At 63.0% G+C, this 22,400-nt stretch carries 21 protein-coding genes; 12 read left to right on the top strand and 9 right to left on the bottom strand.

Going from position 1 to position 22,400, the window contains the following annotated elements; genetic code table 11:
- Nucleotides 1–145: 145 nt before the first annotated feature.
- Nucleotides 146–1,048 (top strand): LysR family transcriptional regulator, encoded by a 903-nt coding sequence (locus tag KUW62_RS03835; protein WP_224814192.1) that lies wholly within the window; start codon nucleotides 146–148, stop codon nucleotides 1,046–1,048.
- The gene (locus KUW62_RS03830; protein ID WP_224814191.1) at nucleotides 1,045–1,785 is read left to right on the top strand and encodes a sulfite exporter TauE/SafE family protein; all 741 of its coding nucleotides are present in this window, start codon (nucleotides 1,045–1,047) and stop codon (nucleotides 1,783–1,785) included. Before KUW62_RS03835 ends, KUW62_RS03830 begins: the two co-directional genes overlap by 4 nt.
- Before the next feature lie 32 nt (nucleotides 1,786–1,817).
- On the opposite strand, the gene KUW62_RS03825 is transcribed toward KUW62_RS03830, so the two are convergent.
- From KUW62_RS03825 to KUW62_RS03800, 6 genes are read right to left on the bottom strand one after another with little or no spacing between them, the layout of a single operon-like run.
- On the bottom strand, nucleotides 1,818–2,486 hold the full coding sequence (locus KUW62_RS03825; protein WP_224814190.1) for a fumarate hydratase C-terminal domain-containing protein: 669 nt from the start codon (nucleotides 2,484–2,486) through the stop codon (nucleotides 1,818–1,820).
- Nucleotides 2,483–3,439 (bottom strand): fumarate hydratase, encoded by a 957-nt coding sequence (locus KUW62_RS03820; protein WP_224814189.1) that lies wholly within the window; start codon nucleotides 3,437–3,439, stop codon nucleotides 2,483–2,485. Before KUW62_RS03820 ends, KUW62_RS03825 begins: the two co-directional genes overlap by 4 nt.
- Nucleotides 3,436–5,187 (bottom strand): L-aspartate oxidase, encoded by a 1,752-nt coding sequence (locus KUW62_RS03815; RefSeq protein ID WP_224817029.1) that lies wholly within the window; start codon nucleotides 5,185–5,187, stop codon nucleotides 3,436–3,438. The genes KUW62_RS03820 and KUW62_RS03815 overlap by 4 nt, the downstream gene beginning before the upstream one ends.
- Before the next feature lie 3 nt (nucleotides 5,188–5,190).
- Nucleotides 5,191–5,532 (bottom strand): succinate dehydrogenase, encoded by a 342-nt coding sequence (locus KUW62_RS03810; protein ID WP_224814188.1) that lies wholly within the window; start codon nucleotides 5,530–5,532, stop codon nucleotides 5,191–5,193.
- Nucleotides 5,529–5,861 (bottom strand): succinate dehydrogenase, encoded by a 333-nt coding sequence (locus tag KUW62_RS03805; RefSeq protein ID WP_255598415.1) that lies wholly within the window; start codon nucleotides 5,859–5,861, stop codon nucleotides 5,529–5,531. Before KUW62_RS03805 ends, KUW62_RS03810 begins: the two co-directional genes overlap by 4 nt.
- Nucleotides 5,861–6,577: a succinate dehydrogenase/fumarate reductase iron-sulfur subunit gene (locus KUW62_RS03800; RefSeq protein ID WP_224814187.1), complete on the bottom strand. Its 717-nt coding sequence runs from the start codon at nucleotides 6,575–6,577 to the stop codon at nucleotides 5,861–5,863. Before KUW62_RS03800 ends, KUW62_RS03805 begins: the two co-directional genes overlap by 1 nt.
- Nucleotides 6,578–6,704: 127 nt before the next feature.
- On the opposite strand from KUW62_RS03800, the gene KUW62_RS03795 reads away from it, so the two are divergent.
- Nucleotides 6,705–7,547 (top strand): nitroreductase family protein, encoded by an 843-nt coding sequence (locus KUW62_RS03795; protein ID WP_224814186.1) that lies wholly within the window; start codon nucleotides 6,705–6,707, stop codon nucleotides 7,545–7,547.
- A 4-nt stretch (nucleotides 7,548–7,551) separates the two neighbouring features.
- On the opposite strand, the gene KUW62_RS03790 is transcribed toward KUW62_RS03795, so the two are convergent.
- Nucleotides 7,552–8,583, bottom strand: coding sequence for a LacI family DNA-binding transcriptional regulator (locus KUW62_RS03790; RefSeq protein WP_224814185.1), 1,032 nt, complete (start codon nucleotides 8,581–8,583; stop codon nucleotides 7,552–7,554).
- 344 nt (nucleotides 8,584–8,927) lie between these two features.
- The gene (locus KUW62_RS03785; protein ID WP_224814184.1) at nucleotides 8,928–9,386 is read right to left on the bottom strand and encodes an Lrp/AsnC family transcriptional regulator; all 459 of its coding nucleotides are present in this window, start codon (nucleotides 9,384–9,386) and stop codon (nucleotides 8,928–8,930) included.
- A 111-nt stretch (nucleotides 9,387–9,497) separates the two neighbouring features.
- Here KUW62_RS03785 and KUW62_RS03780 point away from each other — a divergent pair, with 111 nt between their 5' ends.
- Both KUW62_RS03780 and KUW62_RS03775 read left to right on the top strand, forming a co-directional pair.
- Nucleotides 9,498–10,703: a methionine gamma-lyase gene (locus KUW62_RS03780; protein ID WP_224814183.1), complete on the top strand. Its 1,206-nt coding sequence runs from the start codon at nucleotides 9,498–9,500 to the stop codon at nucleotides 10,701–10,703.
- 21 nt (nucleotides 10,704–10,724) lie between these two features.
- Nucleotides 10,725–13,121: a transketolase gene (locus KUW62_RS03775; protein WP_224814182.1), complete on the top strand. Its 2,397-nt coding sequence runs from the start codon at nucleotides 10,725–10,727 to the stop codon at nucleotides 13,119–13,121.
- Between the two features lie 103 nt (nucleotides 13,122–13,224).
- Here KUW62_RS03775 and KUW62_RS03770 read toward each other — a convergent pair whose 3' ends face one another.
- The gene (locus KUW62_RS03770) at nucleotides 13,225–14,334 is read right to left on the bottom strand and encodes an FAD-binding oxidoreductase (protein WP_224814181.1); all 1,110 of its coding nucleotides are present in this window, start codon (nucleotides 14,332–14,334) and stop codon (nucleotides 13,225–13,227) included.
- A gap of 150 nt (nucleotides 14,335–14,484) precedes the next feature.
- Between KUW62_RS03770 and KUW62_RS03765 the strand changes: the two genes are divergently transcribed.
- The 7 genes from KUW62_RS03765 to KUW62_RS03735 are packed head-to-tail and all read left to right on the top strand — an operon-like array spanning nucleotide 14,485 to nucleotide 22,241.
- On the top strand, nucleotides 14,485–15,381 hold the full coding sequence (locus KUW62_RS03765; protein ID WP_224814180.1) for a MurR/RpiR family transcriptional regulator: 897 nt from the start codon (nucleotides 14,485–14,487) through the stop codon (nucleotides 15,379–15,381).
- Between the two features lie 32 nt (nucleotides 15,382–15,413).
- Nucleotides 15,414–16,994, top strand: a complete 1,581-nt coding sequence (locus KUW62_RS03760; protein WP_224814179.1) for an ABC transporter substrate-binding protein — start codon at nucleotides 15,414–15,416, stop codon at nucleotides 16,992–16,994.
- Between the two features lie 32 nt (nucleotides 16,995–17,026).
- On the top strand, nucleotides 17,027–17,956 hold the full coding sequence (locus tag KUW62_RS03755) for an ABC transporter permease (RefSeq protein ID WP_224814178.1): 930 nt from the start codon (nucleotides 17,027–17,029) through the stop codon (nucleotides 17,954–17,956).
- Nucleotides 17,953–18,834 carry an ABC transporter permease gene (locus KUW62_RS03750; RefSeq protein WP_224814177.1) on the top strand — a complete coding sequence of 294 codons (882 nt, stop codon included), beginning with the start codon at nucleotides 17,953–17,955 and terminating at the stop codon, nucleotides 18,832–18,834. The genes KUW62_RS03755 and KUW62_RS03750 overlap by 4 nt, the downstream gene beginning before the upstream one ends.
- A complete protein-coding gene (locus tag KUW62_RS03745) occupies nucleotides 18,831–19,799 on the top strand; it encodes an ABC transporter ATP-binding protein (protein ID WP_224814176.1) in 969 nt (322 codons plus the stop codon). The genes KUW62_RS03750 and KUW62_RS03745 overlap by 4 nt, the downstream gene beginning before the upstream one ends.
- Nucleotides 19,783–20,736, top strand: a complete 954-nt coding sequence (locus tag KUW62_RS03740) for an ABC transporter ATP-binding protein (protein ID WP_224814175.1) — start codon at nucleotides 19,783–19,785, stop codon at nucleotides 20,734–20,736. The genes KUW62_RS03745 and KUW62_RS03740 overlap by 17 nt, the downstream gene beginning before the upstream one ends.
- Nucleotides 20,737–20,753: 17 nt before the next feature.
- The gene (locus tag KUW62_RS03735; RefSeq protein WP_224814174.1) at nucleotides 20,754–22,241 is read left to right on the top strand and encodes a M81 family metallopeptidase; all 1,488 of its coding nucleotides are present in this window, start codon (nucleotides 20,754–20,756) and stop codon (nucleotides 22,239–22,241) included.
- Nucleotides 22,242–22,400: the final 159 nt, after the last annotated feature.

The following is a 22,400-nucleotide window of genomic DNA, read 5'->3' as shown; positions in this document are numbered from 1 at the left end:
CAACGTTGGAATGGCGCATCCTCGGCAATGCATTAACATCGTTAACCCACCTACCCGGCACAATTGAATTGTAAGCAGCGCTTGATTGCTCGACAGTTGACGCACTCGCTTCTGAAATCGTCTCTTACATCGACGCCCGCCTTCCATGACCATCCGCCGATTGCGCACCCTTGTCGCCATTGCCGACACAAAGACGTTCAGCGCGGCAGCGGATGTCGTTCACGTGACCCACGCCGCTGTCAGCCAACAGATGCAGGCATTGGAGGCTGATCTGGGCGTATCCCTGTTTGATCGCGGCGGCCGAACGCCCGAACTGACGCCGGTGGCCCGACAGATCGTCACGAAGGCCCGACACCTGATTGCCGATTACGACAATCTGGTGCCGTCCGTGATGGAGGATGGCGGGCTTTCGGGAACTATCCGGCTCGGCACGCTTGGCACCACGCTGACGGGGCTGACGCCGCAGGCGATGGCGATCCTCAAGGACAAGTTTCCGAAGATCGGCCTGCATATCCAGCCCGGCTTGACCGGGCCATTGTTGGCGGAGTTGGAACGCGGCAATCTGGACGCCGCGATCATCACCCAACCGCATCAATTGCCCGTGGGCCTCACCTTCCATGAACTGGCCCGAGAGCCTTTGGAGCTGATCGCCGCAATCGAGGAAGGAGAGATGGACGCGATCGAACTCCTCCGCACACGGCCCTATATCCGGTTCAACCGCAATGCCGTCCTCGGCACCCTGATCGACAACTGGATCCTGTCAAAGCGCCTGCGCGTGGCTGAGACCATGGAACTCGACAGTCCGGAAGCGATCGAGAGCATGGTGCGCGCCAATCTCGGCGTGTCTATCGTACCGCGGCTGGTCGTGCCCCCCACCGACCGGATCGCGGTCAAGCGCCTGCCGCTTGGCCCGGACGCGCCGGTGCGGATCATGGGGCTGGTCCACCGGGCCGATCAGGTCAAAACCCGCGCTGTCGATGAGGTCATCGCGGCGTTGCGCCATGTCATTCATGCGGCCCGTTCGGATGCGGGGGATGTCATGCAATGAGCGCGGAAATGATCGTGTTCCTCCTGCTTGGGGCAGCGGCGGGCGGGTTCATCAACGGGCTGTCCGGAACCGGTACGGCGTTGTTCGCGCTGGGATTCTACCTGGTGGTTCTGGATCCGGTGACGGCGGTGGCAATCGTGGCGCTGATGTCGGTCATAGCCGGGCTTCAGGGCGTCTGGGTGGTGCGCCGGGCGATATTGGCGCAACCGCGGCGCCTGATGCGGTTCGTGCTGCCGGGGCTGGTCGGGGTGCCCATCGGGGTGTGGCTTCTCAACGGGCTGGATGCCAGCGTTCTGCGCCTTGGCGTCGCTGGGTTCCTGATCCTTTACGGCGGTTATTTCGCGGTTCGCCGGTCCCTGCCTGCCTTTGCCCGGCCAACTCCGGTCATTGATTGCGCGATCGGCGGTATTGGCGGTGTTCTGGGGGGAGCGGCGGGCATGTCCGGGGCGGTGCCGTCGATGTGGATGTCGCTACGGCCCTGGACCAAGTTCGAGACGCGGGCGGTCCTGCAACCGTTCAACATCGTCATGCTGTCCACGACCGTGACGCTGCTGTTCCTGCGCGGCGCGTTCGCAACTGCGGGGCCCGCGCTGCTGATCACCATCCCCACCGGCCTGATCGCCGCGCAGATCGGCATCGCCGTCTTCCGAAGGTTGACCGACACCGCGTTTCGGTGGGTCCTGATCCTGTTGACCTTGGCCATGGGGATCGGCGTGGGGGTGAGCGAATTGATGTGACGGTCAGCCGGATAGGGTTTCGGCACTCGCGCTCAGATCACCTCATCCGTGCGGTCATCGCTTTCGCCGTAGCGTTTCAGGACCGCCGGCTTCGTGCCCTCGTAGACCCGCGCGACGTTCTCCGCGATCTTGGCATTCTCTCGCTCGAACAGGCAGTCGCCGTTGAGGTCGGAGGCGACGATGAACGGCCCCATCTTGTTGCATTTTATGACCCACATGGCCTGGGCGAGGCCCAGTTCCTCGTTCCAATGGACGGCTTCCACATTCTCCACCCCGCGCCCCAGAAGCGCACCGGTTCCGTAACCCACCGTCGACAGGTAAACCGCGCCGTTGGGCACGAAGTATTCCTTGTAATCTTTGGACGTCATGCCGCCCTTGCCGACGATCAGTTTCGCGCCGGTCTTGGCCATCCATTCAGGCAACCACTTGGCAAAGCGGAAGGAGGCCGTGGCCGTCACCGCTCCCATGTCGAAGGAGCCGTCGGCGTTGATCCGCGCGGCGGGAGAACAGTGGAAATTCGCCGCCGATTGCGTGGGCAGTTCCATCGGGATATTCGCCCGATCCTGCAGCGCGCGCATGTAGACGCCTTCCCGCGCCGTATACATCAGACCGCTGAGGTAGACGACATCGCCGAGCCGCAGCTTGGCGATATCCTCGTCCGTGGGCGTCGTGGACAGGATAATTTCGCGCGGCCCGCTCATTCCGCTGCCTCCAAAGCCGGTTCCCATTCCACCGTTTCACGCCGCTGGTAATCGGTGAACCAATCGGGGTCCGTTCGGTGCTCCACCCGCCCATTGGCGTGGATGCGCGCAACCGCCCGGCGGGAGGACAGGCAGAAAGCGTGGACGCTCATCGGCATGCCGCCAGTGTGGCAATACCCGACCTCGATATTGCAATCTATCACCATGTTTTTGCCGACAAATCCCATCGCTCCCATACCGATGGAATTGCCCAATTCCTTGAACTCATCCTCCATCTCGGCAATGCGGGGATCGCTGTTCCGGCTGCCGACCGTGCGCAGGACCGAGGCGCGCTTGCCAAGGGTCATGCAAATGTCCTTCGACCCGCCCAACCCGATCCCGATGATGGCGGGCTGGCAAGCCAGGCCGCGCTTGCCAAAGGCCATCAGGCTGTCGAGGTAGAAGCGCTTGATCCCCTGCACGCCGTCAGAGGGGAAGAGCATCCGGTAATCGGTCCCGAAAAGCCCGCCCTTGTGGACAGTGATCAGGTCGATCCACTCCCCCTCCGGCTCAAAGCCATATTCAATCTCGGGCGCACCAATGCCGACATTGTTGTTATGGTCTGTCCGCCAGAGCGGATGCACGCGGTTGGGCCTCAGCGGGACACCGTTGGTGGCATTCGCAGTGGCCCGACGCAACGCGGCCTCCAGCGCGACCATCCCGCCCTCGACCCGCGCCTCGTTGCCCATCTTCACGAACCAGCGCGGCACGCCGGTATCGCCGCACATCGCGCGGCGGTCTTCCTTGGCGGCTTCGTAATTGTCGAGCATCGCCTTGAGCACGAAGGAGGACAGATCGCCATCCTCCGTCTCTGCGGCCTTTTTGAGACCATCGAGATAATCCTGCGGGATCTCTATGGCGGCCTTGTCCATCAGGGTCTCGGCCGTTTTTTGAATAAGTTGGATCGGTATCATTGTGCAGCCACCAATGTTTCTGGTTCGCCCTCCGGCAAGATCGTCTCGCCGGGTCGAACGATTGTGAATTGAACGGGCTGTCGCGTGACGGTGACGTCGGCACCGTCCATGCGCGCAACAGTGAATTCGCTGTCTTCCATCGCGCCCGGCTCGGGGAAATCTTCCCGGAAGTGGGCGCCGCGTGAATTCTCACGCGCCAGCCCGGCCTTCGTGATCACTTCGGAGATATCGCAAAGGGAGCGCAAGTTCAGCCAATCGTGCCATGTGAGGTTGAATGCCAGATTGCTGCCTTCCACGCCCACATCCATCAGCGCGTCCGAGACCGTGGCGATCCCCGTCAGCCCACGCTTCATCCCGGCCGCCGTGCGCATCACGCCGACCTCGTCCCACATCACCTCCTGCAATTGCTTGCGCAGGGGGAGGACCAGATCAGGCTTTCTCGTGAGCGGATAGACGGCGCGCGCCACTTCGGCGGCCAGCACCTCTTCATCGGGCGCGCGCAGCGACATCGCTGTCACGTCGCGGCCCATCGTGTCTCCGGCGATGCCGCCATACACGGTCGAGTTTGCCACGCCGTTGCCGCCCAAACGGTTCGACCCATGGGCGCCGCCGGCATCTTCGCCAGCGACGTAAAGCCCTTCCATCTCGGTCCTCGTATCCACGTCGACGACCACACCGCCCATGAAGTAATGCGCGGTCGGCACGACCTCCACCTTGCCCGCCGCTAGGTCGAAGCCGCTATCGGCGCAGCGTTTGACCATGCCTTTGAATTTCTGCGCCACCCATTCCGGCCCAAGGTGGGACATCGAGATGAAGACACCCTCCTGCTCCGGATTGTTGTTCTTGCGCATCTCGGCGTAGATCCCGCGGCTGACCACGTCGCGTGTCGCTCGCTCGCCCTTGCCGTCATGGTCGAACATGAACCGCTGGCCCGCGTGGTTGATAAGCTGTCCGCCCGCGCCGCGCAGGCCTTCTTCCAGCACGGTGCCGGTCATCCGCGTGTGATCGCCCGCCAGAAGGCCGGTGGGATGAAACTGTACCATCTCCATATCGCGCAGTTTCAGACCGGCGCGCAGGGCCATGGCGAGGCCGTCCATCGTCTTGTCGCCGGACGGCGTGTGGTACTTGTACATGGTCGGGCCGCCGCCCGTCGCCATCAGCACCGTTTTCGCCCGCACGAAGCGGAAGCCGCCTGTCCGCATGTCGATCATCAGAACACCGGCAAGCGCGCTGCCATCTTTCGTCGGGATCAGGCCGATCGCACGGTGTTCCTGCAGCTTCTCAACCCCGCTCGCCAGCACCTTTTCCATCAACCGGTTGATGATCTCGATGCCCGTCAGGTCGCCCTTGTGCACGGTCCGGTCCGCCGTCTGGCCGGCGAAGGCCTTCTGGTGCAGCGTGCCGTCGGGGTTGCGGTCGAAGAAGCACCCAACCTCATTCTCCAGCTCTCGGATGCGCACCACGGCCTGTTCGCACAACCGCCACGCCATGTTCTGATTGGGCAGCCACTTGCCGCCGTTGATCGTGTCCATGAAATGCCGCTCGACCGTGTCGCCGCCGCCCAAAGCGACATTATAGCCGCCCTGCACCATCCGCGTGCAGCCGCACTTGCCGATCAAGCCTTTCACGGCGATGGTGATTTTCGTGCCTTCGGGGGCCGTCTGCTGCGCGTGGAGGGCTGCGAACAGGCCCGCGCCCCCGGTACCAAGGATCAGGATATCCGTGTCGTGGCGTTCGATCTCAACCATCATTCATACCGCCTGTACCAAAAACGCGCCCGCGATCAGGAACGAAACCGCCGCCGCGCCCGCCGCCAGCGTCTTCTGCGCGGGCCGCCACGGCAACCATTCCAACGCCAGCAATCGCAGCCCGCCGAACATGTGAACCGCCAAAAGGAACACCAGCCCGAACTCCGCCACCTTGACGATCCCGGCCTCGGTCAACGCCAAGAACCCGTCAAGCCGCCCCGGGTCGCTCACCGCCATCGCCAGCACCCAGAAATGCATGGGCAGGAACAGCGCCAGCGCCAGGCCCGAGAGCCGGTGAACGATATAGGCCACCCACAGCGGATGCGCGCGCGCCACCGCCTTCATGCGAAGGTCACGGCCCAGACGGCCCGTGCTCCCATCGCGAACAATCCTGCGCCTATGATCCACATCAGCGCCTCAAGCGCCGCGCCCTTCACGCCCGCCCATTCATGGGCGATGACCCGTAACCCGATGGCGCCGTGGATGGACACCGCCACCACGAAAAGGCCGTAAAACGCGAACCACAGGAACGATCCCTGCGTGCGCCCCAAGATCTCCGCCGCGCTCAGCCCGCCCTGGATCGCATAAATCATCACCGCGATGTGTCCGAGCACGAAAGGCCCCATCAAGAGCGCCGTGATGCGCTGCGCCATGTAGAGCCGCATTCCCAGCATCAGCGCCCCCTCCGAAAGAAATTGCGCGCCGTCTCGCGTTTCAGCCCCGCGATGGCCGACATCGGGTCCAGATCATTCGGGCAATAGGCCGTGCACGATCCCATGGAATGGCAATTGTGGCACCCGCCCGATCCGCTGACCGCGTCCAGAATGGCCACGCGCCCCTCGTCCTTGGCATCGTTGAGCAGCGTCCAGGCTCGCTGCAATGCCGCAGGGCCAAGGTAATCGGCATTGCCCGCCACCGTGTCACACGCGGCGTAGCAGACCGAGCAATTGATGCATTCGATCCCGGCATTCGCTTCCACCCGCGCGCCACTCTCCGCATCCACGGGTGCGATTGGATCCTCGCGCGTCAGGCCGCCGTGATGCACCCCTTCCGCCGCGACCCATTTGTCGAAGAACGGATCCATGTCGACGGCCAGATCCTTGATAACGGGCAGGTTTCTGAGCGGCGCGATCGTCACCTCGTCCCCGTCCAGTACCTTGGAGATGTGCGTTCGGCACGTCCAGCGCGGCACGCCGTTGACCATCATCGCGCATGATCCGCACATGCCCACCCGGCAGGCGAAGCGGTAACTCAGCGTCGGATCAGAGTTCTGCTGCACCCAGCTGACCACGTCCAGGACCGTCTGGTTGTCATAGGCCGGAACCTCGAAATCGCGCCGCGCGATGCCCGGCCCCCGTTCGATGGTCACTTTCAAGGTGTCTGTGGTCATGTCCGCTCGAGTCTTCCCCTGGCTGCACGGAACATGCCACAGTTCAATCGACAGCGGAACTTCATTCAGACGACAAATTCTAAAGCGAACCGAAAGCAATGCTTACAATTTCCGTGGACAGGATGCGATGACCCAGCCCGAGAAACCCAGCCTGCAAGACCTCTTGAACGCACGCTTTTCCGACGCCCCGGATGTCGGGGACTGGACCGCGCGGACGGACGCATTGCGGGCGGTGGCGAGCCGTGGGTCCTGCCGGTCGTTTCAGGCGCGTGCGGTAGAGATGGATCTGCTTAAGGTGCTCTGCGTGACCGCCCTCTGCGCGCCCACGAAAAGTGATCTGCAACAGCGCGACATCATCTTGGTGCGGGATGAGGCGATCCGGCGGCAATTGGCGGAATTGGTGTCCGGTCAGGCCTGGGTCGCGGACGCGCCGACGCTTGCGGTGTTTTGCGGGAACAATCGCAGGCAGCGCCACATCCACGAGATGCATGGCCTTCCCTTTGCGAACGATCATCTCGACGCGCTGGTGAACGCGGCAACGGACGCGGCGATCGCACTGGGCGCGTTTGTCGCGGCGGCGGAGGCGGTGGGCCTCGGATGTTGCCCAATCAGTGCCGTGCGCAATGAGGCGCGGGCCGTGTCGGACCTGCTGCACCTGCCCGCCCACGTCTTCCCCTTCGCGGGACTTGCCATCGGCTACCCCGCCGACGCGCCGCAGGTCGCCAAACGCCTGCCGCTTCGCGTCACCTGCCACGTTGATCGCTTCGACGAAGGCGATGTGACGGGGGCGATCCGCGCGTATGATGCGGATCGGGCCGCCACGCAGCCCTACGGCACGCAAAGGTTTGTGGGCGCTTACGGAGAGAGTCAGAATTACGGCTGGTCCGAGGACAAGGCCCGGCAATATAGCCGCCCCGAGCGTGCGGATTTCGGCGCCTATATCCGCGCGCAAGGCTTCAAGTTGGACTGAGCCTTCAACTCTGACCCTGGGGTGGCGGGCCGAGGGAGCCGCGCAGACGAAGCTCCGCCGCCAATTCTCGCCCGACGATCGCGTGTCCATGCTCCAGATGGTCGATCAGGGCGCGCGCGGCTTGGCGGCCCATCTCCCGATGCGGGACATGGACGGTGGTCAGCTCCGGATACGTCACCTGCGCCAGGTCGATGTCATCGAACCCGACGATGGAGACGTCTTGCGGGACGCATAGGCCCATTTCCCGTGCCCTCCGCATTGCCCCCACGGCGAGGACGTCGTTGGCACAAAGGACGATGGTGGGCCGTGGCGTCCGCCCCATCAGCGCCGAAAATCCGTGCCCCCCCTCCTCGATACTGTAGCGGGAGCCGACGATGACCAGATCGGTCTCGTCCAGCCCGGCCGCGCGCATCGCATCGCGCACGCCCTGTTCGCGCGCCGCGACCCGGTCGTTGGACATCGCATCGACGGAGATCATGGCCAGCCGCCGGTGGCCGAGGCGCAAGACCTCTTGGGTGAGCGTTTCCATAGCGCGGCGATTGTCGAACCCGACCGAGGGCCGCGCGTGGGACGGGTCGAACGCCCACGTCACCAGCGTGGGGATATTGCGGGCTTCCAGATATTTGAAGATCGCGGGGTCCCGTTCATGCCCGATGAGAAGCAGCGCATCCGCGCCGCGCGCAACCAGCGATCTGATCTGCCGCTCCTCCAGATCCGGCCGATAGGACGAGCTGGCGACCAGAAGCGTGTAGCCGTTGGCGTCAAGCTCCTCCTGCACGGCCTGGATGCCGCGCGCGAAGACGGAATTCTCCATCGTGGGGATGATGGCGCCGATTGTCTTGGTGCGCTGCGCGGCCATCGCGCGCGCCCCGAAATTCGGCGTGTAACCCAAGGCCTCCACCGCCCGGTCGACCCTTTGCCGCGTCTTGTCGGACACCTGGCCCGGAAAATTCAGGCACCGCGATACCGTCGCCGTGGAGACCCGGGCAAGATCGGCCACGTCCTGAAGGGTCGGAACGGATCGGGTATCTTTCATCGTGTCATCATCCGGTCACCGGGCGCCAATCGCATCAATAGGCAATCAGATACGATCCGCGTCGGTTTTCAAAGCACAACACGTGCGCAGGCGCTCAAGATCGGCAATCCTGCAACGGGAGGGCCGAGTTGGATCGCGCAAACCGCAGTCGTGTATGCCTCGTGGCCTGCTTTCCTAGACCATTGAAAGCGCAAGCGACACGAGGTCACGAATGCCGGCGATTGCCAACACTGAGACGTGAGGTGACGGCATCTGATCGACGCCCGTCGGGTGATTGCCCGCCGGAAGGGAGGATAGGCCAGACATTCAGGGTTGAAGGCTCGGCACTCATCAGGGGGACGGCCTCACTCAACCACGGGAAACACGTTCGTTTTCTTTACCACACCGTAGACAAACCTGCTGTCGATAGAGCCGATGCCGCCGATCGGGTGCAGCCGCTTGCGGACGAAGGTTTCGTAGTCCGACAGATCTTTCACGACGACGCGCAACAGGTAATCCGATGTGCCGGTCATCACGAAACATTCCAGAACCTGATCGACGCGCCGGATCTCTTGCTCGAACTGTTTGACCACGGCCTCCGTATGTCCGGTCAGAGTGATGCTGACAAAGACCGTGACCGGAAGACCGTAGGCTGCGGCGTCGATGCTCGCGCTGTAGCCGACGATCGCCCCGCTTTGTTCAAGCAGCTTGAGGCGGCGCAAACATGGCGACGGCGACAAATTGACCGTTGCGGCAAGATCCTGATTCGTCATCCGGCCATTGCGCTGAAGGGCACGGATGATTTGGCGGTCTTTTGCGTCCATTTCCGCATCCCTTGGCAGAATATGCCAATTTCATATGTTCTCTTGCCACATTTGGCAATCTTTCATGCGCAGTCACGACATACCATGCCGCAACAGAGCAAGGAGTTTGATATGCGGAACCGCCCCGAAAGTTTTTCCACTGTCGCAATTCACCACGGCTATGATCCGATGGACCACGAGGGCGCGCTGACACCGCCCTTGCACCTGACATCGACATTCGCATTCGAGACTGCGGAAGCGGGCGGCGAGATGTTCGAGGGTGCGCGGGCGGGACACATCTATTCGCGCATTTCCAATCCAACGACGGCCCTGCTTGAACGGCGCATCGCGGCGCTGGAAGGGGCCGAGGCTGGCCTTGCGCTTGCGTCGGGGATGGGCGCCATTTCCGCTGCGATGTGGACACTCCTGTCGCCCGGCGATGAGGTAATCCTCGACAAGACGCTATATGGATGCACGTTTTCCTTCATGCAGCACGGGTTGGCAAAATTCGGTATCGAATTGACCCATATCGACCTGACGCGCGCCGAAAACCTTGAAGCCGCCATTAGCCGGAAAACCAAGCTGGTCTATTTCGAGACGCCAGCCAATCCGAACATGCGGCTGGTCGACATTCGCGCGGTGTCGAACATCGCCCATGCCAATGGCGCTTTGGTCGTGGTGGATAACACCTATGCCACGCCGTACCTGACCAAGCCGATCGAACATGGCGCGGACATCGTCGTGCATTCGGCAACCAAGTATTTGGGCGGGCACGGGGATGTCGTGGCGGGCCTTCTGGTCGGGTCAGAAGATCTGGTCAGCGAAATCCGGCATGTCGGCATGAAGGACATGACGGGCGCCGTCATGGCCCCGTTCAATGCCATGTTGATCCTGCGCGGTCTGAAGACCCTCGAATTGCGGATGGACCGACATTGCGCCAGCGCGATGAGCGTCGCGGAAATGCTGGCGCGAAACGAGGCGGTGGCAGATGTCCACTACCCCGGTCTTGGCAGCTTTGCGCAACACCACCTCGCCAAACGACAGATGGCGCAGTTTGGCGGCATGATCGCGTTCGAGTTGAAAGGTGGCCTGGAGGCCGGGATCGAGACCATGAACCGGCTGAAGCTTATCACGCGGGCGGTGTCCTTGGGCGATGCGGAAACCCTCGTGCAGCATCCGGCCAGCATGACCCACTCGACCTACACGGCGGAAGAGCGTGCGGCGCACGGGATCAGCGAAGGGCTTGTGCGGCTGTCGATTGGTCTTGAAGGGATCGACGACGTGCTAGACGATCTGGCCCAGGCCCTGCCGCGCCACCCGATCCGATCCGCAGCCTAGGATGCAAAGCAAGTGACTTCCATGACGCGCTCCCCCGATCACCTCAAGACCGTGGAACAACGCCTTCTGTGGCTGTCCCACTGGATGATCCACAACGCCAATCACATCCGGCCGAAACAAGACGGGATCAAGGTCGGCGGACACCAGGCGTCGTCCGCGTCCATGGTCTCCATCATGACGGCGCTCTACTTCTCGGTGCTCCGGCCGGAGGACCGGGTTGCGGTCAAGCCCCACGCATCCCCGGTCTTTCACGCAATGCAGTACCTCATGGGCAACATGACGCGCGAGAAGATGGAGAATTTCCGCGGCTTCAGCGGCGTGCAGAGCTATCCGTCGCGCACCAAGGACGTGGATGATGTGGACTTCTCTACCGGATCAGTCGGGCTTGGCGTTGCGATCACGTCTTTTGCGTCCATCACGCAGGATTACGTGCAGGCCAAAAGCTGGGGCAACGACATCCCTCTAGGTCGGATGGTTTCGCTTATCGGCGATGCGGAACTGGACGAGGGCAACATCTACGAATGCCTTCAGGAGGGCTGGAAGAACGATCTGCGCAACACGTGGTGGATCATCGACTACAATCGCCAATCCCTCGATGGGATCGTGCGCGAAGGTCTTTTCGCGCGGGTGGAGAAGATTTTCGAAGCGTTCGGCTGGGACGTGGTCCGCGTGAAGTACGGCCAGTTGCAGCGCGCCGCCTTTTCCGAGCCCGGCGGCGACAAGCTGCGCGAATGGATCGACGGCTGCCCCAACCAGCTTTATTCCGCACTGACCTATATGGGAGGGGCCGTTTGGCGTTCACGGCTGATGGACGATTTGGGGGATCAGGGGGATGTCACATCGCTTCTAGAGCGCCGGTCGGACAGCGAACTTGCACACCTGATGGAAAACCTCGGCGGGAATTGCGTTCACACGATGGCGGACATTTTTGCATCCATCGACCACGATCGGCCCGTCTGCTTTCTAGCATATACGATCAAGGGATGGGGCACCCCGATTGCCGGGCACAAGGACAATCACGGCGGCCTGATGACCAAGGCGCAGATGGCCGAATGGCAGGCCCATATGGGCGTGAAGCAAGGTCAGGAATGGGACGCTCTCGCCACGGTCGAGGATGTGGATGGATTCGAGGCGTTCCTTGAGCGGGTGCCGTTCTTCGCCAAGGGGACACGAAGGCTGTCTGACAAGGTCATGGACGTCCCGGCGATCGAGATCGCGGGTGATCGCGAAATCTCGACCCAGATGGGGTTCGGCAAAATCCTGGACGCGCTATCCAAGGGCGACAGCGAGTTGGCCAGCCGCATCGTTACGACCTCACCCGACGTGACGGGAACCACGAACCTCGGCCCGTGGGTCAACCGGCGCAAGTTGTTTGCCCGCACCGCACAGGCCGACACATTCAGGGACCACAACATACCGTCGACCGCGAAATGGGAATTCGCCCCCGATGGTCAGCACATCGAACTCGGTATCGCGGAGATGAACCTGTTTCTCCTGCTGGGAGCGGCGGGCCTGTCCCATTCATTGTTCGGCAAACGCCTGATCCCCATCGGCACCGTCTACGACCCGTTCGTCGCGCGCGGCTTGGACGCAATGAACTATGCCTGCTATCAGGATGCCCGCTTCATGATCGTGGGAACGCCGTCCGGTGTGACACTCGCGCCCGAAGGTGGCGCGCATCAATCCATCGGGTCACCCTTGATCGGCATGTCCCAAGACGGCCTCGCGGCGTTTGAGCCCGCCTTTGTGGACGAGTTGGCCGTTATCATGGAATGGGCGTTCGACTACATGCAGCGCGACGGTGAAGGCGACCCGGACGAGCGCACCTGGTTGCGCGATGAGACGGGCGGCTCCGTCTATCTGAGGTTGACGACAAATCCCATCGAGCAGCCCGGAAAGCGGGTCGATGACGCGTTCCGCCAAGGGGCCATCGACGGCGCGTATTGGCTGCGCGCGCCGGGGCCGAATTGTTCGGTCGTTCTTGCCTATCAGGGTGCCGTCGCACCTGAGGCGATCGCCGCGGCGGGGATGATCGGTGAGCATCGCCGCGACGTGGGCGTATTGGCGGTGACATCGGCGGACCGGCTCAACGCTGGTTGGACCGCGGCGCAGCGGGCGCGCGCCCGGGGCAACACGAAAGCCCGAAGCCACGTGGAGACGCTTTTGGACAACCTGCCAAATTCCTGCAGTATCGTCACCGTCATCGACGGGCACCCGGCGACCCTGTCATGGCTCGGGGCCGTTGCGGGCCACAAGACGATCCCCCATGGGGTAGAACATTTCGGCCAGACCGGGTCGATCACCGACCTCTACGAGCACTTCCGTCTTGATCGGCATTCAATCGTTCAATCCATCAACGCGCTGACGGACGGCTATCGCACGCCGCATACAGAACGGCATTCACCCGCAGCGTCCTGAGTTTGTGAGTGCGCGGACGGCGACATCGGAACGGGGTGATGCGAAGAGCGAAACGGAAGTGGGACGGGTAATGGATGTTCCAATCGACGGCGAAAGGATTCCGCTAGGCCCGCAACCGACCCGGCGAAATCGCGTCGCTGTCGAAATCGGCGCCATCGCCCCCCCGCCCCAGTAAAATCCCGGCGGCAAGCCGGGCAAGCGCGGGCGCCATCATGATCCCGTAACCGCCCTGGGCCGCGAGCCAAAAGAAATCCGGGACCCGGCTGTCGAACCCCACGACCGGGGCTTCGTCGGCCACGAAACTTCGCAACCCGGCCCAGGAATGCGAGATCCGGCGCACCGGGATCAGCGTTTCGGTTTCGATCCAATGGGCGAGCTGCGCGATGTCGAGCTCCTCCGGGCGCACGTCCTGCGCGATCGTCGGCGTTGCGTCTCCGGGCGATGCCATCAACTTGCCCGCATCGGGTTTGATATAGGCGCCAGACGCCACGAAATCGACGGCCGGGCTGGCGGCAAGGTCGAGCCCGTCGGGCGCGTCGATGATGATGCCCGTGCGGCGCATCGGCACCAGGCCGATCCCTTGCGCTCCGGCCAGGGTGCCGATTTCGTCGGCCCAAGCCCCCGCGGCGTTCACGATCGTCCTGGCGCGGAAAGTCTGCTCTCTTGTTCGGACCTCCCAAACGCCGGCATTGTGAACGAGGCCAAGAGCGGCGGCAGCGGTCACGATGGTCCCACCACGCTGCCGGATGCCCTTGAGATAGCCCTGGTGGAGGCCCGCCACGTCGATATCAGCCACGTTTGCCTCAAAAACCGCGCCGGCGATCCGGTCGGGCCGCAGATAGGGTGCCAGGTCCAGCGCGGCCTCCGGCGTGATCTCGATCACGTCTTCGCCCGGTTCTGAGAGGGCCAGAATGGCAGGTAGGTGATCCAGGCTCTCCGCGTCTGCGACGGTCAATGCGCCGCGCGGCGTCAGGAGCGGGGTCTCGCAAAAACCATCGGGCGGCGACGCGAAGAAGGGCGCGCTTGCAGCATTGATCTTCCGCACGACCGGGCCGCCGTAATTCCGCGTGAAAAGCGCGGCCGATCGACCGGTGCTGTGATAGCCCGGGGAGGACTCGGCCTCCAACACCAGAACGGAGGCCGCAGCGGCAAGCTCGTAGGCCGCCGACGCCCCGGAAATCCCCCCTCCGATCACGAGAAAATCATGGATCATGCCGATCGAGTCCCTTTCTCGCGATGCCATCCCGTGGGTCGGCCGGACCGCTACAAGGCGCTTATCCCTGCCGATTTGCAAGAAAAATGAATTCTGTTGACTTTCTGAAAGTTTTCTTTCCTACTCGTGCCAACTGACCGGGAAACTTTCATGTCCAAACCCTTGCGCGATCGCCTGAATGAGGCTTTGCAAACCGCCTCCAAGGCGGACCGCGCGATTGCGAATTACATGCTGTCGGATATGGCCAGCCTCCCGTTCGAGACGGCGGCCAGCCTCGCAACCAAGGTCGCGGTCAGCGAACCGACCGTGGGCCGTTTTTGCCGGTCCATCGGCTATGACGGGTTCAAGGACCTCAAGAAGAACCTCAAGAATGACATGGGCGATCAGCCGTGGCTGATCGGCGACCGGTTGCGCGACCTGCGGGAACGGACGAAGGCGGGCGAAGATCAGCTGTCACGCGGGCTGGAGCTGGAAATGGCTGCGCTCGTGGCCGTTTACGAGGCCGCCCATAGCCCTGACTTTCAACGCACCGTTGCGCGGCTGGCCACGGCCAGGAAAGTCTTCGCCGCCGGGTTCCAGACCGAACGCGGCATGGCACAGATTTTCGTCAATCAGTTGCAGTACCTGCGCGACGACGTGCACCTGATGGATTCGGGAAGCGGCAACTTCGCTGAGCTTCTGGCGATGGATGGCGATGACGCCGCACTCGTGATCTTCGAGGCGCGCCGCTATTCCCGCCACGCCCAGATGCTGGCCGAAGACGCCAAGGCCGCTGGCATCCCCGTCACACTCATCACCGACCCCTATTGCGATTGGGGTCATGCCGTATCTGACGAGATGTTCGTCGTACCCACGGCGGTCAACCTGTTCTGGGAATCGACCGCCCAGATGGCGAGCCTCGCCAATCTGCTGGTCAACGGCGTGTTTCTGGAACTCGGCCCTGAGGTCGAGGCGCGGATGAACACATTTGCCCAACTCTACGGACGCTTCACCGGCCATGTCGGCGACGCGGCCGTTTCGCGCGCGGAGGGCCGCCGCACCACCTAAGACTGCCAAAAAACATAACAGGGAAATCTGCCATGCGATATTCGACCAAGACCCAGCTTCTTACAGGATCGGCTATCGTAGCAGCCGGTTTGCTATTCTCCTCCAACGCCATGGCGCAGAACGTGACGATCGCGTTTTCCGCAAGCGAGCTTGGCGCGACCGCCTACAACCCCGTCGCCGCAAGCAACCTGAACACCGCCACATCGCTGATCTATGACCGGTTGGTGGAACAGGACGCCGACCAATCCTACCATCCCCACCTTGCCACCGCGTGGGAGGAAACGCCTGACGGCATGGCTTGGACCTTCACCCTGCTCGACGGCGTCACGTTCCATGATGACACGCCCTTCAACGCCGAGGCCGTCCAGACCTGGATCGCGAGCTATGCCGGCACGGAAAACGAATACCTGGTCGAAGCCATCGGCTCAGTCGACGTGATCGACGATCTGACCGTTCGGTTCAACATGGACCGGCCGGAGCCGAACCTGCTCTACAACCTCGCCAGCGCGTTCATGGGCATCCCCTCCCCCACGGCCTATGCCGAGTTGGGTGACGATTTCGGCGTGACCGCTGCCATCGGGACCGGCCCCTACGAATTACAAAGCTTCGAGATCGGGCTGGAAACCGTCCTTGTGCGGAATGAGGATTATACCTGGGGCTCGGACCTGTCGGAAAACACCGGCCCCGGCCATATCGAGACCTTCACTTTCCGCGAGATACCGGATCAATCCACCGCGTTTCTGGAATTGCGCACCGGCGGCATCGACCTGCTTCTGGGCGTGCCGACGGATTTCCTGGCGATCTTGGAGGCCGAGGCGAATATCCAGGTCATTCAGATGCCCGGCACCGGGATCAGCTACATGCCGATCAACGTGACCGCGCCGCCTTTCGACGACATTCTCGTGCGGCAGGCCACCGGAATGGCGATCGACCAGGATTCCATCGTGGCCGCTGTCTATGGCGGTGTCGGCGCACCCGCGCGAAACTTCCTGATCTCCTCCCTGCCCGAGGCCGATGTCGATCCGTCCCTGAATGTCATGTATGACCCCGCCCGCGCGGGAGAGCTGCTGGAAGAGGCGGGTTGGACGATGGGCGACGACGGTGTGCGTGTGAAAGACGGTGAGCGCTTGTCGGTCGACCTGTTCACCGCCAACAGCACGGAGTTCACGCGCCTCACGCAGGTCGTGCAGGCGCAACTGGCCGAGATCGGAATGGAGGCGACGATCACCGTCTTCGACAGCTCCACGATCCGCGACGAATATCGCCGCAACGCCCACCAACTCGCCGTTCGGGCCTATGATTGGAACAATTCCGACATCCTCGACTGGTTCTTCAGCGGCAATCGCCTCGGCTACCCGAACGTGTCGATGTGGGAGGACGAAGAAGGCCAGCGCCTGAACGATGTCGCCATGACCGAAAGCGCCACGGCGGCAGAGCGGATTGCGAATTTCACCGCGTATCACGAGTATGTCCTGAGCCAGCACCTCTTCGTGCCGATCTACCAGCCGACCCAGAACATCGCGTTCAACGCAGAAGCCATCAGCGTGCCCGATCCGGTGCGCGGCTCCCGCTTCCGCGGGCAATCGTTCATGGACATCCAGATCGTCGAATAGGGCCCTGAGCGCCAAGGAAAGGAGGCACCGGGATGATCCTCAGATACACGTTCCAACGTTTGCTGATGCTGATCCCGGTGTCATTCTCGATCTCGGTGGTGATCTTCATGATCGTCTACCTGCTGCCGGGTGATCCCATCGACAACCTGCTGCGGGTGGGATCATCCGAGGAGGATCGGGCCGAGTTGATTGCCCGCTACGGCCTCGACCGGAACCTGATCGTTCAATACTTCGTCTGGATCGGGAACATGTTCCAAGGTGAGTTCGGGCAGGCCATCGTGCTGCGCCGCCCGGTTGCCGATCTGGTGGCGCAGAACCTGCCCTACAGCCTGACGCTCGGCGGGCTGGCCTTCCTCTTCTCCTCCACGGTCGGCATGGCGCTTGGAACGATTTCCGCCATCGTTCGCCATCCGGTACTGGATCGGTTCATGCGCGGCTTCATCCTGCTTGGCTCCACCGTACCGGGCTTCTGGCTCGCGCTTCTGCTGATATTGCTGTTTTCCGTCAATCTGGGCTGGTTCCCGGTCTCTGGTGCGGGCGGGTGGAAATCGCTGGTGCTGCCGGTGCTGACCATCGGTTTTGGCGGCGTGGCGCTTGTCGCTCGGGTGACGCGGGTCGCGCTTCTGGACGCGCAGCGGGAGGATTTCGTGACGCTGCTCCATGCCAAGGGCCTCTCTTCCCGCACGATCCTGTTCCGCCACCTGATGCCCCATGCGTTGCTGCCCGTCGTCACGATCCTGGCCCTGCGCATCGGCTGGATCCTAGGCGGGGCCGTCACGGTGGAATTTGTCTTTGGCCGCCCCGGGCTTGGCTCGCTTCTGATCCGCGCCTTGGGCCAGCGCGATTACCCGGTGGTGCAGGCCTGCCTGCTGATGCTGGCATTGGCCGTCATGCTTGGAACGCTAATCGGCGACGTGGCCCAAGCTTCCATGGACCCCCGAATTCGTGAGAGAAAAGCATGAACGTTTCCCAAATGGCCGTCCGGTCACTCGATGCTTTCGCGCGGATGAGCGTGGGGCGCGCCTTTGCCTCGGGCGTGGGGATGGTGGCCGGCGGCTTCCTGATCCTGCTGGTGCTGGTTGCGATCTTCGCGCCTTGGATCGCGCCCTTCGATTACGCGGCGCAGAACCTGATGAACGCCAATGCCGCCCCGGGCTGGCCACATCTTCTGGGGACCGACGAATTCGGACGCGACGTGCTGAGCCGCGTGATTCATGGCGCGCGTACGTCGCTCTCGGTCAGCGCCACGGCTATCGCCATCTCCATGGCCGCGGGCATGACCCTTGGCGCGGCGGCGGGCTATTTCGGCGGATTTTTCGAGCGCGCCGTGATGACAGTGGTCGATCTCACCTGGTCCTTCCCGGATATCCTGATCGCGCTGATCTTCGTGGCCATCATCGGCCCCGGCCTGACCTCGACCACCTTCGCCATCGCCATCGCCTACCTGGCACAGTTCACCCGCCTGACCCGCGCCCAGATCGTGCGCCTGAAGCGGGAGACGTTCATCGAAGCCACGATAAACCTCGGCGCGAAGCCGTCCCATATCCTGCTGAAGCACCTGATGCCCAACGCCATCGCGCCGGTGATCGTGGTCGGCATGCTGGCTATAGGCGACGGCATCGTGTTGGAGGCGACGCTCGGCTTCTTCGGCCTCGGCGCGCAGCCGCCCACGCCCTCCTGGGGCGCGATGATGTCCTCGGGCACGGCACAGCTTTTCCTTAGCCCCTGGGTCATCATCTTCCCCGGTGTCGCCGTCGCCGTCACCGTGATCGCCGTGAACCTCTTCGGGGATGAGTTGATCCGCGCGCTCGATATCCGCGACCGGCTAAGGGGGGCATGAGCATGCTCAGCGTGCGCGATCTAGGTGTGGCCTTCGGGGCAGTTCAGCCCCTTTCGGGCGTCAGCTTTACTGTCGGCAAAGGCGAAACCATCGGGATCGTGGGCGAAAGCGGATCGGGTAAATCCCTCACCGCGATGAGCGTTATGGGCCTTCTGCCACTGAGCGGCGGACGCATCACCGGCGGGACGGTCGAATTCGACGGGCAGGACCTGACCAAGCTGCCGGAGCGCGCCTATCGCAAGCTGCGGGGCGGTCGGATCGGGTTGATTACCCAAAACCCGATGACCTCGCTCGACCCGCTGCAAAAGATCGGCCCGCAGGTGGATGACGTGGCCAAGCTGCATCTGGGGCTGTCCGATAAGGCCGCGCGGGACCGCACCGAAGAAATCCTCGGCACCCTGCGCATTCCGGAACCCGCGCTGATCTGCGAACGCTACCCGCACCAGATGTCGGGCGGCATGAAGCAACGGATCGTCATCGCCATGGCGCTGGCCGCCGACCCCGACGTGCTGATCGCCGATGAGCCGACCACGGCGCTGGATGTGACCGTTCAGGCCCAGATCATCCGCCTGCTCGATGATCTGGTGAAGGAGCGTGATCTGGCGCTTGTCCTCATCACCCATGACATGAGCGTCGTGGCCCAGACCTGTGACAAGGTCGTGGTGATGTATGCCGGTCGCGCCGTGGAACATGGTCCGGTCGAGGCGATTTTCGATCGCCCGCGGCACCCCTATACCCAAGCATTGATCGCCTGTATCCCGCGCGGGTTGGACGAAGCCACACGGCTGACCGGCATCGAAGGCACCGTGCCCACGGTCGTGAATTACCCCAGCGGTTGCCCATTCCATCCGCGATGTCCAAAGGCGGAGGCGATTTGCGCCACCGACCCGCCGGATTTCTCCGTTGAGGGCGACAGCGCCGCCGCTTGCCATTTCGCGGAGGTTGCCGATGCCCAACCTGCTTGAGGTCCGCGACTTGTCCAAGCAATTCACGTCCGCAGGCGGCCCCTTCCGCAAGGCACGGTCGATGCATGCGGTCAACGGCGTATCCTTCGACCTGCCGGAGGGTCGGGTGATCGGCGTCGTCGGTGAAAGCGGGTGCGGCAAGTCCACCCTCGCCCGCTTGATCCTGCGTCTGATCGAACCCTCGGGCGGCGCGGTGAATTTCGACGGCGATGACCTGCTCGCCAAGTCACCCGCCCAGATGCGCAAGCTTCGCGCGCGGATGCAGATGGTGTTTCAGGACCCCTACTCCGCCATCGACCCCCGCTACACCCTGACCCGCGCCGTGTCGGAGCCGTTCGAGGTCCAGAATGTGAAGCCAAACAGGAAAATGGCCGACGAAGTGGCGGAGCTGCTGGAGATGGTTGGCCTCAACCCCGGCCTGGCCGCCAGCTATCCACACCAGATTTCCGGGGGGCAGAAACAGCGTGTGGGCATCGCGCGAACGCTTGCCCTGCGCCCGTCGCTGCTGGTGCTGGATGAACCGACCGCATCCCTCGACGTATCGGTCCAAGCGCAGATCATTGGGCTGCTGGAAGACCTGCGGACCGATCTTGGACTGACCTATCTATTCATTTCCCACGACCTGAGCCTCGTGAAGTATTTCTGCGACGAAATCCTCGTGATGTATCTGGGTCGCGTGGTGGAGGCCCTGCCCGACACCGCTGCCCCGGCACGACATCCTTATACAAGAACCCTCATGGAGAGTACGTTCGAGCCCGACCCGAAAAAGCGCCGCCTGATCGCGCCGCTGGAAGGCGAAGTGCCAAGCCCCTTCGATCTGCCCCCCGGGTGCGCCTTCGCGGATCGCTGCCCCAATGCCAGCGCCCTGTGCCGAATCGAGACGCCCGCCCTGTCGACCGAGACAGGCCACGCCGTCGCCTGTCATCACCCGATCTGACCAGGAAGGACAAGGACTTGGGGTTCAAGATACTCTCCGCCGAAATCTCCCACGAAACCAACACGTTCAACATACGGCCCACTGACCTCCAGGCCTTCCGCGACCGCTATTTGCTGGACGGCCCTGCGGCGATTGGCGCGAAGGGGGACAAGAACACCGAATTGGCTGGCCTGCTGGACGTGGCCCGCGACCATGACTGGGCCGTCACCCATGTGATCAGCGCCGCCGCCGGACCGGGTGGACGTGTGACGCGGGAGGCTTTCGAGACGTTGCTGGCCCCACTGCTGGATGCCGCCGCGCAAGGCGGCTGGGACGGGGTCTTCTTGATCCTCCACGGCGCGATGGTCACCGAAGACCATGACGATGGAGAGGGCGAGATCCTGCGCCGCCTGCGCGCAATCATTGGCCCCGACCTGCCCGTGGCCGCAACCCTCGACCCCCACGCCAATGTCACGGATGCGATGTGTGACCTGGCCCAGATCCTCGTCTCCTTCACCACCTATCCCCACGTGGATGTCCGAGCCACCGGACGGCGCACCGCGGAGTTGCTACATCGCACGATGGCCGGAGACATCAATCCGCACACGCACCGCGCCCATCGGCCCATGCTGGAGGAGGCAAACGGCGGGCGCACCGATATCGGCCCGATGATCGACCGCCAGGCCATGGCCCGTGCCTTCGAGGCCCGCAAAGGTGTCTACGCGATCAGCATCAACGGGGCGTTTCCCTGCGCTGATATCGCGGAGGTCGGACCGACCGTCCTGATTACGGGTGAGGGGGAGGATGCGCCACTGGCGGCCATGGCCGATGAATTGGCCGATGACATGTGGGATCGCCGCAACGAGGTCCTCAACCACTATCTGACCCCGACCGAGGCCGCCGAAATCGCGCGTACGTGGCACCCCGGCGGCGGCCCACTCGTCATCGCCGATTATGCCGACAATCCCGGGTCGGGCGCCTATGGCGACGCGCCCGCGCTATTGGAGGCGTTGTTGGCGGCGCATGTCGCTGAGGGGTGTTTCGGGCCGCTTATCGACGCGGACGCTGCGAAAACGCTGCAAGACGTACCCGTGGGAGAGAGCGTTTCCCTCGCCATCGGCGGCAAGACCGCGCCGGAATTCGGTGGCGGGCCATTGCAGGTGACGGGCAGGGTAATGTGGCGCGGCGAAGGCCGTGTCGTCGGCGACGGCCCGATCCTCGGCGGACAGGAACGCAGTTTCGGGCCCACGGCCGTGCTGCGAGTGGCGGGGGTCGACGTTCTGATCGTCTCCATCGCGCACCAGATGCTCGACCTCCAGCAATTCCGAGCCTTCGGCATCGACCCCGTCGCGAAATCCGTTGTCGCGCTGAAATCCATGCAGCATTTCCGCGCCGCCTTCGCGCCCATCGCCGGACGGATCATCGTCTGCGATACCGGCGCGCTTTGCACCACGCGTTATGACCTGCTGCCTTACCAAAACGTGCCGCGACCGATCTTTCCGCTGGATCGGGGAATGAAACCGTAAGGGCCGAAATTAGACCGCCCGATCGTTCAAAGCCAAATCGTCGACCCGCCCGGCCACAGGATTGAGGGCTTGTCGGGCCGGCAAGCCAGCGACGCGGTTCAATCAAACCCCAGCTGCGTGATCTCGGTGTCTCCAAACCTCCTCTGAATACAACGCATT

The organism is Hasllibacter sp. MH4015, assembly GCF_020177575.1.
Classification (GTDB): domain Bacteria; phylum Pseudomonadota; class Alphaproteobacteria; order Rhodobacterales; family Rhodobacteraceae; genus Gymnodinialimonas.
This window is presented reverse-complemented; position numbering and strand designations above follow the sequence as displayed.